This is a genomic window from Photobacterium profundum (assembly GCF_003026285.1).
In the GTDB taxonomy this organism is placed as follows: Bacteria; Pseudomonadota; Gammaproteobacteria; order Enterobacterales; family Vibrionaceae; genus Photobacterium; species Photobacterium profundum.
Genome location: NZ_PYOD01000004.1, coordinates 353,169 through 366,540, shown reverse-complemented (window position 1 = coordinate 366,540; position 13,372 = coordinate 353,169). Strand labels below are relative to the sequence as shown.

Sequence of the window (13,372 nt, the reverse complement as noted above, 5' to 3'; positions counted from 1 at the left end):
GATTTTCATTTATCACAACATGGCTTGTTTGCTTATAACGGTACTCACTACTTTTGCCGCTATGCGTGCCGTTTGATCCTCGTAATCAAACTCTGGATTTAATTCAACAACGTCTAATATTTTCACTTTTCCGCTGCTGATAATTCGCTTAAGCGCATACTCAATAATAGACCACTCAACCCCTTGAACCCGCGACAAATTAACACCTGAAGCGACAGTTGCAGAAAAAACCGACAGATCAAAACTAATATGTATATAATCAACCTCGCTCAAGAAACGATCAATTTTGTTCTGCACAATCTTTTTATTCCGCATCGTCATTTCTTTATCTAATAGCCAATGGCAACCTAATTGCTCAGCATATTCAAATGATGATTGTGAATTAGTTCGATTGCATATACCTAAGCCTAAATAATGAAAAGGACGATGATGTTCTGTACAGTAACTCGCAATAGAATGGAATACGGATCCGACTTTTGGTGATAATGTTGGTCGTAATTCGAAATGTGCATCGAAATTAATAACCCCTACTCGAGCCTGGCGCCCTTTCTCTTCATTATTATCATGAACCTGATGTGCAATATGTTTTGGTTGATTAACGTAATCAGACAGTGCTTGATAACTAGAAATAGATATTTCATGCCCACCACCTAATACGACAGGGAAATGCCCTTTCTCGAAAAAACCGACTATTTTCTGATATTGCAAAGCTTGTAATTCATTAAATTCAAGCCCATCTAGTTCATCAATTATGCCCGCATCATACAATGGAAAAGAAGGTGAACCTTTATACTCTTTCTTTAGTGCCCGGCAGATGCTTTCAGGTCCATCACTGTCACTTAAACGGCCACGAAAACGACCAAGACTCAAGTCTGAAGCGACACCAAACAACACCGCCCCAACCTGAGACTGTTCAGTGTAAGAACGGAAAGATGTTGAGTTATGGTAGCTATTAGGAATAACTCGAACAAACCACTGATTTAACTGTTTAAAAAACATTGTGCCTCCTAATATAGCCGGACTATTGCATTACCATTCAGGAGGCAGCATTCGAGCAGCTTGTAATACAGCAAATACGATGCTGTTTTTTTTATTATTAATGCGTTCTGTAGGTGCCATTACACTAATCGCACCCACCACTTTTTTATTCAAAAACACAGGAGCACTCACACTGGATACACCCAGATCAAATTCAGACGTACTTAACGCATAACCTTCTTTTTTAATACACCGCAACTCATTAAACCACTTTGCTTTTTCATGCTCATCCGCAATGCCGAAATGCGTTAACGTACTAAGTAATCGCTTCTCATTAAATTGCGCTAATATCACTTTTGATGAAGCGCCTAAAATAAGCGGCTGGCTTTGGCCTTGCTGGTAACTACACCTTAACGCATAAGGGCTATCTACCATTTCGACACATAAAGCATTAAACCCAACGGGCACCATATAGGCCGACATCTCGCCAGTTTGATCTTGTAAGCGCTTTAGTACAGGTCTAACACCTTCCGACAAGGGCGAAAACGTGTGAAAGTTACGCATGAGTTGCAGTGCAGCAGGACCAACCGTATAACGCTTACCACTCGGTTGTTCTTCAATAAAGTTCCATTCACGCAGCGTCGCAATATATCGATATACCGAGCTAACCGGCGTATCTGTCTGTTCACTGATCATCTGTGCTGATAACGGCGCTGAAGATGAGGAGATCGTCAGTAAAATTTGTAATAACCGTTGGTTTGGGCTCAAGAGATTTCCACTCAATGTTGTCTTCTCCAACATTTTTAATCCTCTTTAAAACAAAACACAAACACAATTCTCACTCAGTGAGAATTTTAATGTTATTAATTCCATATAATCTCAGTTTATGAGAATCCATATGAACTAACAAGATATGGGAATGGTCAAAAAGCAGGTCGGTTGACTCGATAATATCATTACATCCACGAATATTTTTTATACCAGTAAACACATAAGTAATCGCATGACTATTCAAATAATCCTCGCAATGATGAATTATTATTTCAACCATTGAAATTGAACAATAAATATATTAACTGCTATACGTTAAAATAATTGTACATTGTTCATCTTATGCTATTATCGTCAAATACTTGACGGACCTCTATTGTAACTACTGTGATTAATTATTTAATAACAATAACGTTAATAACAAATATTAAAATAAGACGCTGGAATGGCTTTCACCATTTCAATAAGGGATATACATGCTCAGGTTAATTATCGTCATTATCGTTTTAGCAATAGTCTCTATTACTGCCTATATAAAAATGCTCAATTTTCAGTCTGATACTAGGCGTGCGGCATTAAAAACAATTGTTTCTACTATGCACACTATGTCTGGGATAGTTTATACAAAGTCATTGCTCCGTGGTGTCGACTCTAGCTGCTTTGTTTACATAGAGGACATCTATACCTGCGGTGGTTACCCTACAGCCCATATCGATAATATAAAAAGGGCGTTTGATATTGATGAATCGCTAAATTTATCAAACAACGGTACGGACGAGAATGGGCGTACGGCTACTTTATCGTTTAAGCAAAAAAGCCGCTGTTATATTACTTATAGCGATATGCGGGTAACAGGTACGTATGAAGTGAAATTAGTAGATAGCGATTGCTGATGAATAGTGGATTAAATTGTATTCATTCAACCCAAGTACACAGTATAATAGACGGAGATCACGCTATAAATACCCGTTTTAGGAATCGCAATGATAGAAGAACAACAAAACAACCCGTTACATGGCCTTAAGTTAGAGGTTTTACTAACAGAACTTATCGACTTTTATGGCTGGGAGATCCTTGGAACTGCTATGCGTTTTCACTGCTTTAACACCAACCCAACCCTAGAAGGTTGCGTTAAATTCTTTCGTAAAACAGAATGGGCTAGAGAGAAGTTAGAAAACTTTTATCTATCTCGCTTTAAGCGTATGCCAAGAGCAAGCGAAGCAGAGTTTTCATTACCGCCTCGTAAGCGTACTTTTGCAGTAGGCATCTTGCCACGAGAGCCAATGGTGTTGACTGTTGAATCGATTGAGCTTTCTCAAGCAAAAGCGGCTTCTGCCCATAAAGAAAGATCACGTGGACCTCGACGTCGATAGATTGATCTGATTACGCTAAGTACTCAAGACTTTAAAATACGCTGACCATCTGGTTGGCGTTATTTTCCCCTCCCTCCTTATTTTTACCTCTTCAGTCTCGAGTCCAATCGGTACTATTTGCAATCATCAAATAGCTTAATGGTCAGATGAGTTGGGCATTATGCGATCTTAGGGCTATTATCAATGTTCAACTAATAATAAACCTAGAGTGTGCCCCTTTTACGATGAAACTACATAAATTAGACGGTTATATTCAATCCATTTATTTAGTTGAATACCAAGATAAACTTCTCTTACTCGATGGCTGTAGCCGAGCAGATATACCTGTTTTAAAACACTTTATTATAAGAATACTACAAAGACCAATGAGCGATCTTAACCTGATCATTGTTACCCACATGCACCCTGATCATGCAGGGGCGGCGCATAAATTACGCACTTTAACAGGCTGTAAAATTGCAGCAGCGAATGTACCAGGTCAATGGTATAAGGGGTTTGAAGGGGTACTCATGCATTTAACCGACATGCTACTTGCTAAATGGGTGGCAAAGCGCATGAAGAAACCGCGACGCAATATCTGGTATTCGAGTAAGCTAAAAACAGACTATAAGCTTAATGATGGTGATGCCTTGCCAAACTTTCCTGACTGGGTCGCTCTTGCTACTCAAGGCCATACCGACAGGGATATATCGTTACATCATGTACCAAGCAACCGTATTTATGTGGCTGATTTAATGGTAAAAGTTAAAGGGAATTATATTCCGCCCTTCCCCGTTTTTTACCCTAATCGTTACCGTAATTCATTACATAAAATTATCGCCTTAAAGCCAGATTCCATTATTCTCGCTCATGGTGGTGAAGTACAACCTTCAGAACAAGAATTCCAACACTTATTGAATTGCGCCCCCAAAGTACCCAAAACTCACTGGCGATCGGTAAAAATGAAAGTAAGCCGAGCACTAAAATTAAAATACCCTGTTGAGTAATATTATTCTGGATAAGTACAAAATCACTGATCTATTCTTTCGTGAGATGGCGTATAAAGGTAAATAAAGGTTCACCGAATTGGGCAAACTGCACCTGTCTGATAATTAATGTTTCGGAGAATCAAATGAAAAAATATATTCCTATTCTTGGTCTTAGTGCGCTTTTATTAAGTTCGTTTTCATCTCAAGCAGCCCTATTCAGTGATGCCGCAAAACTAGGTGCAAATGCTGGTGCAATGGAATATTGTAAAAATATCGACTCTAGCGATTCTTCTAAATACAACTTGCTGAAAATTCGCACATTAAAAGAATATGATCGTTTAGACAGTGGCGACCGAGCTAAAGCCCTTATTTATCGCAAAAGTGCCGAAGATAAAGGTATTTACCTCAATGATCCTTTAGATAAAAAGCGTTGCCAATCAATACGACGTACCCTGCATATTACGCTTTATTAGCCCAACGCTTTTAATTGATAGCGTTCTTTATGAATAACGTTCTTTTGTAGATAGTGCTCTTTTAATGCTGGGAGTTCTATTTATGTTTAGTGCTTTTGCAATACTAATGATTTAATTCATACAAAGCACATTGGGCAGATGGATATTGCCCCTTTTCTTTAACTCATGGTTAATTTATACCAAAGCGATGGAAACGTCACTCCCCCGTCAAAAAGATATCATCGCGAATAAGCTTCTTACATAAAGACAGAATCAACCCTCGTTCTTCCCTTGTTAGCGGTGAGTAAAAATCGTCGACAAGCGTACTCAGTTGCTGGTGTGCTTTGTCTTTCACTTCAATCCCTTTAGGCGTTAATACAAGGTAACGGGCTTTCTTATTCAGCTCACTCTTATGCACCTCAACCAAACCACGTTTAATGCAATTATCCACTAAACGCTTAGTTACCGAGCGTTCACGGCGTAATGCTTCTGCTAATGCTTGCTGAGGTACTTCACCCAAATGCGCCAGTACGCGCAATGCACCCAACATTTCCAATGTGATATCACACTCTACCGCCAATGTTTGGTTAGCAATGGTTCTAAACTGTTTATAGGCTAAACCCAGCATGAAAGATGTGTTGTTCTCTAACTCAGGAATCATGGTAATTGGCTTGATCATGGTAATCTCATACATCATTAAGTGTTGCGACGTTATGCTAACGAAGCATTTTGATTCACGCGCGTTTTTGTAAGCTGATAAACAACAAATAATATACCTAAAGTTACGGTAAGTTCCCATGCTCGTAAGAAGGTACTTTCCAAACCTAGGGTATTATTTCCGATATACAATTGAATAGGCAGCATAGTGGCCAATAATGCATCACCATGAATATCTCTTGATACGCCTTCAGAGGTTGTCATTAATTTCGCGATAATAAAAACGGTTAACCCTAATCCTAATGCGTAATACCCAATGATGTTTTGATGCCCAGCCATTAAAAGCGTGAAAATAGCCGCGACAGCACAACCGCCAACCTGAGTGATGAAACGACGTTCAACAACATCAATGAATTTACTGCGTGAAAACTGCGTGGCGGCTGCAATAACAGGCACCATGCAAAAAGTGGCAGAGATCAAATCTACAATCATTAAAAAGCCTAAGCCACAGCCAATTAACCCCATTGATACCAAACGGTTTTGATACGTAACATATTGTGGTGTAAATACTGGCGGCTTATTGCTTTTTTTCATGGGAAATATCCATATCATCGCTTTTGTCACGATAATCGTAATGATCATGGATAAGAGTATTTCTCGGATACGATCAGGCATATCCATCGTCGTTGTTTGTGCAAATACGACAACCAAAATCCAGTTAAATGTCGGCATTAACATTCCACCTAACTTTGCAGGTGTATTTGCACGACGTCGTAACTGATCGATAAAAATAAGGCTAATTGTCCACACAATAAAAGGATGATCTTGGAACACTTCAACAACGAGTAACGCTGTTGATGCAGCAAGAAAAGTGGGTGAGAACAATTTAACTAACCCTTTAAACGAATAGTCTTTTGCTTTTGTCATCACAATTGATGGATATAACGCAAGGTATACGGCTGAATCTAAATCCAACAATTTACCCGCCAGCATACAAATAGTAATGGTAATGGCGATTCTAAGCGCTTCATTTGTGCTGGCGCTAAAGCCACCAGCAACACTCAAATGCATCATTATCTTTGGCATTACATCCCCTTAAACACACGTTTTACAATTAATAGATGTAGCGAAAGTAAGCGACAAGTTGAATCCAGCTATGACCGACTGCATCAATCAAGCCATTGCCATTTTTAACAATAACGCTTGCCTTAGAACCTGAAATTAACGCAGAGTCGACGCCATCAACCTGAATACGCGTACGAATTTTTTGTTGCTCTCGAATCCAACGGCTGTCATTGGTAACGTCTGATAACATACTGTTCTGACTAGATGCATCGTAAATAGCACTATCACGGTTAATAACCTGCCCTTCAAACAATTGGCCGGGCATTGCATCAAAAGCAACGAGCACAGGGGTACCAACAATTAGGTGTGAAATGCCTTTTTCATTAAAATCGGCTTTTAACCAGCTATTTGCTTCATTAACTAAAAACATGGCGACAGTACCTTTATTCATATAAGTACCCGCTTGAAGCTGTAAGTTACTCACTGTGCCATCAATTTTTGCTACAACAACCGCATGTGATAAATCTAACTGTGCTTGTTCTAGCTTGGCTTTTGCCAATTCAACCGCAGCATTATTATCTTCCGTCGCAAGCTCTGCCTGAATACGTAAACTATCAGCACGCGCAGACTGAACAACCCTTCCTGCAACGCTGTCATTCATTTGCACATCATCAAATTCTTGCTGGGTGATCAAACCTTTAGATAAAAGCGATTGGTAACGCTTTAATTTCGTTTTGGCGTTCTGCCATTCGATATTTCGCTGTGCTAATGTTTGATTAGCCGCTTGCAGTTCTTGCCACTTTGCTGAATTCGATTCTTGTACTTGGTGCAACTCAGCTTGTGATTGACGTACCGCTAATTCATAACTGCGGCTATCAATTGAAAACAAAACATCACCCGCTTTTACTGTTTCACCATTTTCAACATTGACCTTCGTAACAACGCCAGTTACTTCTGGGGCAATATTTGCGACCGTTTTCTGCATACTTGCTTGAGTTGTAAAAGGAGCAACATTATCAGAAGTGATAAGAAAAGCAGAAAACCCAATGGTGATACTTAGAACGACATAGATGGCGTATTGATAAATTTTATCTTTTTCCATTTTTTGTTACCTATACAACAATATTTCGATATGGAAAGTGTACTCTTTTTTGTTGCAGATGCAACAATAATGGGTAATAGAATCACCAGTAGTAACCATGAACAAAGCAGTATGGGATTGAGAGTAGGATTAAATAGAAAAATGAATCATGAAGTAAAACGTTAATAATCAAAGTGATGGTTATATCCATCACTCTAAACCTATAAGAAAAATAATTAAAAAAAACAGTCACAATCATGCCGACAATCACATAAATATTTCGCCTTTCATGTACGTTTTAAGCATTGAGCACACCGCTTGAAGTACAGGGCCAGATTGATGTCTTCTCGAGGTAATGCAATCTATTGTGTTGATCCAACCATTCGGTTCATATTCTAGGTTTAGCGAAACCAACTTCCCTTCTCGTATGGCAGAAGCAGCCAAGCTTTCAGGAATAACTGCCCATCCGATACCTTGCTTAGCAAGATGAAGTAGCATTAAATGGTTACTCGCATACCAGGCTTTAATGCTTATTCCATAGCTGAACCAGAGCTCTTTCCCTTGAGAAGATCGCTGTACAATTTGACGATAATTTCTTAAATCCGTATCTTTCACACTTTTCAAGCTTGATAACGGATGGCTGGGTGACACAACCGTAATAAAGCGGTTATAGCCCAGCGTGAAAAAATCCATCTCGTTTTGCATTTTTCCATCAGCATAAATAATACCGACTTGTGCAATCCCTTCACTCACCATCTTTTCAACATCAAAAGTAGAAGCAGAGACTATCTCAATATTGGTGATAGGAAATTGATCGGCAAGTTCACTTAACTTTTCTAACAGTTTTGCATCCACTAAACTTTCTTCAATGGCGAGTACTAATTCGTGCTCATGTTGCTGATCGAGCGATGCTACCTTTTGATCAAAGTGAAGCTGTTGATGCAAGATAGATTTGGCAATTGGCAATAATGCCGTGCCTTGTACAGTAAGCACTGGAATATTACGGCTACGGTCAAACAACTGTTGGTTTAGTGCAATTTCAAGGTTAGATACCGACTGACTTACTCCCGATTGTGCGCGCTTTAACTGCCTAGCAGCTGCCGAAAAAGAACCACACTCACACACGGCTACAAAGATTTTGAGTTGTTCAAAGCTATACATTTCTTCACCGTCTATTTTGAGTTACGACTGATATTACATTCTTTTACTGGCGGCATTTCGCAGCATATTATAAAAACATTTTGCTGCTAGCCCAGTTTTCACTCCCTTGGGTAAGGTTAAGTGCAAAGGAACTTGGTAGCGCTCAGCATTTTCAATCTTCAGTACCACTATTTTATCATTCGCACGACTTTTCACTATGTGCTCAGGTAAGCGACAAAATCCTACACCTTGCTCAATGGCACGAAAAGCATGATCGAAATTGTCTACAGTAATACGTTGCTGTGATTTGAGCCAACCAACATCTTGCTTGCTGCTTGTGTCTGTTTCGCTGCCTAAATCCCTGATCACAATTTGACTGGTTACAGACATATCAGTAAGGCTAAGGGAGGGGTTTTGCGCCAACGGATGATGTGCCGCAACCACAGGAACCATAGTTGTAATACCAAAAGCTTCTGCAGGGTAATTAGTAATAGGCAGATTAATAATAGCGATATCCGCTTGTTCACTGGTAACCATTTCTGTGGTTTTCGACAGTGACGTTTCCACTACCTGAATCGACGTAGTGCTATTTTGCGCTAAGTATTCCGCCATAGGCTGATACAACCATTCCTGATCGCAAAGGTGATCGACCGCAATAGTGATCTCAGATTCAATCCCTTTCGATAGTTGCTCACTTATCACTTCCAACTCGTGCGCTTGATCCAGCAAAGTATTTGCACGACGCAATAATGACTTACCGTCTTCTGTCAGTACAGCTCTGCGCCCTTGTACTTCTATCAGTGATATTCCCAGCTGCCCTTCAAGCTTTTTGACCGCATATATCAGCGTTGTATGGCTTTTGTTTAATACCGCAGCTGCAGCCTGAATACTGCCTGAGCGATCAATTTCATACAGTGTCAGCCACTGGTCGAGCGTTGTCTTTAATCTCATCGGTCTAAATTTTCCACAGTTAATGGCAATATTATGAACTTTTCTGTTTATTTTTTATAGGTAAGAATAGACCCAACAGCAGAAAATAACGCCGATAAGATGGCAGACTAAAATACGGAGAGACAACAATGACAAAATTACTACAGGTTGATTTCGAGTTTAACGGCCCATTTGGTGAAGATATGGCAAATGCCTTAGTTGAACTTGCCGAATCAATTAACCAAGAACCAGGCATGATCTGGAAAATCTGGACTGAAAGCGCCAAAGATAAGTTGGGTGGCGGCATCTATCTGTTTGAAGACGAAGCAAGTGCACAGGCATACCTGCTAATGCACACCGCGCGTTTACAGCAAATGGGAGTCGGTGAAGTTCGCGGACATATTTTTGACATCAACCAACCGCTAACAGCAATCAATAACGGCCCTATCAACTAGGAATAAAACCATGAATAACAAATCCTTTTTAACCCTACATGGTGGTATATACCTGCTATTCGCACTAGCACTGTTCTTTATACCTGATCTGATATGGCCTATGTATGGCGTAGAATTAAATGACCAATACGCATATTTCCTGTCACAACATACCAGCATCTTTCTGGGCGGTATCGCCGCTATTAGCTTGATGTTAAGAGACATAGAGCAAAAGGTGGTCGCGAAGAAGCTGCTGATCGCTTTGATCATCACCAATGTTCTCGGTGTGATTATTACCGTCTATGCAGGTGTTAAAGGGATATTTGTTGGTTTTGGCTGGAGTGATCCCGTTTTCTTCACATTGCTTGCAATACTCAGTTTTCTACAACTGAAAAAGCAGTAAAGCTAAGCGCTAAAACGAAGGGAAAACAGATAAAGCCTGCCGTTGAGTTCATATTTTTCACTAGACGGAATCTAGAAAAAGAACCCATTGCAGGCTTTAAGCGCCCTTAACTCTACATTAGACGTATTTCGTTACACTTTTCCCCAGTCACAACCCTACTTACGCTTTTAAAAATGATCGTCGTCAATAAAAATCATTCTCGTTTGCGTTCTAATAATGAGAATTATTACTCCTTGAGCGTTAGGTTTATCTGACAATGCGTTTTTCTTCATACCTAAAAACACTGACTCTTTTTAGCATTTTCACGTTAAGTGCTATAGCGCAGGCTGAAAGCATTACCATCGAACATTCACTTGGCAAAGTAACTCTTGAAAACACTCCCCAGCGTGTTGTAGTGGTTGGAGGACATGGCAGTTTAGATACATTAAATCGTCTGGGTATTCAGCCTGTTGGCGTTGTTACTAACATGCTGCCAGGATACCTAAAGGAATACGGCGAAGGTGAAACAACGTCAATAGGCAGCATGAAAGAAGTCGATTTTGAAACCATTTTCACGCTAAAGCCTGACATTATTATTGCCGAAAGCCGTATGGTTGATTCCTATTCAACCCTGTCTTCTATTGCTCCTACGGTCATGTATATGGTGGATAATGGTGACTATTGGAATGACACTCAAAAAAATTGGCGCATGCTAGGCAAAATCTTCGACAAAGAAGAACAAGTTGAAACGATTATTACCAATACGCAATCGCAGCTTACGCATACTCGTGAAAAAATTGAGAGCCAAAACCTCAAGACATTAGCCATCATGAATAGCGGTAATAACATCTCTATGTTTGGACATAAAAGCCGTTTCTCTGTCATCTTTGATGAATTTGGTTTTCAAGAAGCGCGCACTTCTGAATCGCAAAATCCGCATGGTAATTTGATTTCGTTTGAGTTTATTGCCGAAGCCGCACCTGACGTTATCTTCATACTTGATCGCGAAAGTGCCATTGGTCAAAGCTCGGGTAAAGCACAAGTTTTATTCGATAACGTATTAATGAAGTCAACACCCGCCTATAAAAATAACCGTATCGTTTATTTAAACCCTAGCGCTTGGTATCTCACCATTGCAGGGATGGACGCGACTCAAATCATGATTGACGATGTCAATTCTGCTAATAAATAATCATAGAATGCCCAGTTTTTCTGGGCTCTTACACATTATATAACCTATGTATAACATCAAAATTTTATCTGCTTTTATCACGTTAATAACGCTAAGTATAACGTCACTCTTCATTGGTGTTGCAGACATCAGTTTTCAAGGCGTGATCAGTGGCGACCTTCAAAATCAAACAATTTTCTTTTCAAGTCGTCTACCTCGCTTATTATCTATTGCGCTTGCTGGTGCTGGATTAAGTGTTGCTGGCCTTATCATGCAGCAAATTTGCCAAAATCGCTTCGCCTCCCCCTCTACCACAGGTACGGTTGATTGTGCCCTACTTGGCTACGTAATAAGTTTGGTCTTTTTTACTGGTGCAAGCCAATGGGCAAACCTTGGCATCATTTTCCTTTTTTCTGTGGTTGGCACATTAATTTTTGTTCGATTTCTGCAAAAATTAAAATTCAAAAACACAGTACTGGTTCCACTTATTGGCATCATGTACGGCAATGTCGTATCTGCGTTAACCACTTTCATTGCTTACCGATTTGATCTAGTACAAACAATGTCTGCATGGACGGTCGCTAACTTTGCCTCGGTGTTACAGGGTAACTATGAGTTTCTGTATCTTGCACTGCCAGCAGGAATGATTGCCTACTATTATGCTAGCCAATTCAGTGCAGCTAGCGTTGGTGAAAGCTTTGCAAAAAATATAGGGCTCGATTACCAGAAGATCATCTTAATCGGTGTTTTGATCGTCGCAGTTCTAGCATCTTCGGTTGTGATGATTGTGGGGGTAATACCTTTTCTTGGTCTTATTGTACCGAATCTAGTCGCTATTTTTATGGGTGACAATATGCGACGAAACCTACCATGGACCGCCTACTGGGGTGTGATTATGGTACTGGCTTGCGACATTCTTGGACGCGTCCTTATCTTCCCTTATGAAATACCAATTTCGATGATCATAAGTATATTCGGCGGTGTTGTATTTATTACTTTAGTGCTAAGAGACAAGTCGAATGCGTGATTCATATAAAGTACTTTCATTGGCTTTAATCAGCGTATTAATTATTGTCTATTTCATCGGCCAAGGGCTTAATGCGCAAAACTATGCTTTCTTTCTCTCTCTAAGATTGCCGAAAATACTCGCGATTATATTGGCAGCAGTTGCGATTTCTACGTCTTCACTGGTATTTCAAACCATTACCAACAACCGTATTTTGACACCGTCAATTCTGGGCTTCGACTCACTCTATGTCATGATTCAAGTCATTATTGTGGTTATGTTCGGTAGTATGAGTGTTTGGTTTATTGATGCAAAAATCAACTTTCTAATATCAGCTGCCATTATGAGTGGTTTCTCTATGCTGTTATTCAGTCTCTATTTCCGACGTCAAAACAGCAACGTATTTACACTCTTACTGATTGGTATTGTTTGTGGCAGCTTGTTTAGCAGTGTGGCGAATTTCTTTACCATGCTGCTCGACCCTAATGAATTTGCCAACTTACAAAACACAATGTTTGCAAGTTTCAATAACGTTAATAGTGATCTCGTATATTGGTCTATCTTGCCGCTTGCACTTTGCCTTGCCTACCTTTACCGACTTTCCAATAAGTTAGATGTATTCTGGCTGGGTATTGATAACGCAAAAAGCCTAGGGGTAGACACGCATAAAGTCACTATGCAGGTAATGATGACGATTACCCTAATGATTGCAATATCTACAGCATTAGTTGGTCCTATTTTATTCTTTGGTTTGATTGTTGTTAGTCTGACGCGCCAAATGTTCAGCCGTTATCACCATCGCTTTTTAATGCTTGCTTCTAGCTTGTTGTCTATCGTTTTACTCGTTGGTGGGCAATGGTTAATTGAAAAGGTTTTCGCCTTTGATACCACGATTAGTGTGATCATCAACTTTGTTGGCGGTGGCTACTTTCTCTTTCTTTTAATGCGTAATAAGTTCGATTAA

General features: G+C 39.8%; 16 protein-coding genes. 9 read left to right on the top strand and 7 right to left on the bottom strand.

What is annotated here, in order from left to right; genetic code table 11:
• Positions 1-12: 12 nt before the first annotated feature.
• Together C9J48_RS13725 and C9J48_RS13720 are read right to left on the bottom strand one after the other, a co-directional pair.
• Positions 13-999 carry a formimidoylglutamase gene (locus C9J48_RS13725; protein ID WP_006230264.1) on the bottom strand — a complete coding sequence of 329 codons (987 nt, stop codon included), beginning with the start codon at positions 997-999 and terminating at the stop codon, positions 13-15.
• A 30-nt stretch (positions 1,000-1,029) separates the two neighbouring features.
• On the bottom strand, positions 1,030-1,776 hold the full coding sequence (locus C9J48_RS13720; RefSeq protein WP_036803126.1) for an IclR family transcriptional regulator: 747 nt from the start codon (positions 1,774-1,776) through the stop codon (positions 1,030-1,032).
• 449 nt (positions 1,777-2,225) lie between these two features.
• On the opposite strand from C9J48_RS13720, the gene C9J48_RS13715 reads away from it, so the two are divergent.
• From C9J48_RS13715 to C9J48_RS13700, 4 genes are all read left to right on the top strand, one after another.
• Complete coding sequence (locus C9J48_RS13715; RefSeq protein WP_006230266.1) at positions 2,226-2,642, top strand: hypothetical protein; 417 nt, start codon at positions 2,226-2,228, stop codon at positions 2,640-2,642.
• A 90-nt stretch (positions 2,643-2,732) separates the two neighbouring features.
• On the top strand, positions 2,733-3,122 hold the full coding sequence (locus C9J48_RS13710; RefSeq protein ID WP_006230267.1) for a VF530 family protein: 390 nt from the start codon (positions 2,733-2,735) through the stop codon (positions 3,120-3,122).
• A gap of 224 nt (positions 3,123-3,346) precedes the next feature.
• Positions 3,347-4,108 (top strand): MBL fold metallo-hydrolase, encoded by a 762-nt coding sequence (locus C9J48_RS13705; RefSeq protein WP_006230268.1) that lies wholly within the window; start codon positions 3,347-3,349, stop codon positions 4,106-4,108.
• Positions 4,109-4,233: 125 nt separating this feature from the next.
• A complete protein-coding gene (locus C9J48_RS13700) occupies positions 4,234-4,563 on the top strand; it encodes a hypothetical protein (protein ID WP_006230269.1) in 330 nt (109 codons plus the stop codon).
• A 196-nt stretch (positions 4,564-4,759) separates the two neighbouring features.
• On the opposite strand, the gene C9J48_RS13695 is transcribed toward C9J48_RS13700, so the two are convergent.
• From C9J48_RS13695 to C9J48_RS13675, 5 genes are all read right to left on the bottom strand, one after another.
• Positions 4,760-5,221 carry a MarR family winged helix-turn-helix transcriptional regulator gene (locus C9J48_RS13695; protein WP_006230270.1) on the bottom strand — a complete coding sequence of 154 codons (462 nt, stop codon included), beginning with the start codon at positions 5,219-5,221 and terminating at the stop codon, positions 4,760-4,762.
• Between the two features lie 32 nt (positions 5,222-5,253).
• On the bottom strand, positions 5,254-6,285 hold the full coding sequence (locus C9J48_RS13690; protein ID WP_006230271.1) for a DUF2955 domain-containing protein: 1,032 nt from the start codon (positions 6,283-6,285) through the stop codon (positions 5,254-5,256).
• Positions 6,286-6,313: 28 nt separating this feature from the next.
• Positions 6,314-7,366: an HlyD family secretion protein gene (locus tag C9J48_RS13685; protein WP_006230272.1), complete on the bottom strand. Its 1,053-nt coding sequence runs from the start codon at positions 7,364-7,366 to the stop codon at positions 6,314-6,316.
• Positions 7,367-7,612: 246 nt separating this feature from the next.
• The gene (locus C9J48_RS13680; RefSeq protein ID WP_006230273.1) at positions 7,613-8,506 is read right to left on the bottom strand and encodes a LysR family transcriptional regulator; all 894 of its coding nucleotides are present in this window, start codon (positions 8,504-8,506) and stop codon (positions 7,613-7,615) included.
• A gap of 33 nt (positions 8,507-8,539) precedes the next feature.
• Positions 8,540-9,436, bottom strand: coding sequence for a LysR family transcriptional regulator (locus tag C9J48_RS13675; RefSeq protein ID WP_006230274.1), 897 nt, complete (start codon positions 9,434-9,436; stop codon positions 8,540-8,542).
• A gap of 128 nt (positions 9,437-9,564) precedes the next feature.
• Between C9J48_RS13675 and C9J48_RS13670 the strand changes: the two genes are divergently transcribed.
• From C9J48_RS13670 to C9J48_RS13650, 5 genes are all read left to right on the top strand, one after another.
• Positions 9,565-9,870, top strand: a complete 306-nt coding sequence (locus C9J48_RS13670) for a monooxygenase (RefSeq protein ID WP_006230275.1) — start codon at positions 9,565-9,567, stop codon at positions 9,868-9,870.
• A 10-nt stretch (positions 9,871-9,880) separates the two neighbouring features.
• Positions 9,881-10,252: a hypothetical protein gene (locus C9J48_RS13665; RefSeq protein ID WP_006230276.1), complete on the top strand. Its 372-nt coding sequence runs from the start codon at positions 9,881-9,883 to the stop codon at positions 10,250-10,252.
• Between the two features lie 256 nt (positions 10,253-10,508).
• Complete coding sequence (locus tag C9J48_RS13660; RefSeq protein WP_006230277.1) at positions 10,509-11,423, top strand: siderophore ABC transporter substrate-binding protein; 915 nt, start codon at positions 10,509-10,511, stop codon at positions 11,421-11,423.
• A gap of 46 nt (positions 11,424-11,469) precedes the next feature.
• Positions 11,470-12,429: an ABC transporter permease gene (locus C9J48_RS13655; RefSeq protein ID WP_006230278.1), complete on the top strand. Its 960-nt coding sequence runs from the start codon at positions 11,470-11,472 to the stop codon at positions 12,427-12,429.
• The gene (locus C9J48_RS13650; RefSeq protein ID WP_006230279.1) at positions 12,422-13,372 is read left to right on the top strand and encodes an iron chelate uptake ABC transporter family permease subunit; all 951 of its coding nucleotides are present in this window, start codon (positions 12,422-12,424) and stop codon (positions 13,370-13,372) included. The genes C9J48_RS13655 and C9J48_RS13650 overlap by 8 nt, the downstream gene beginning before the upstream one ends.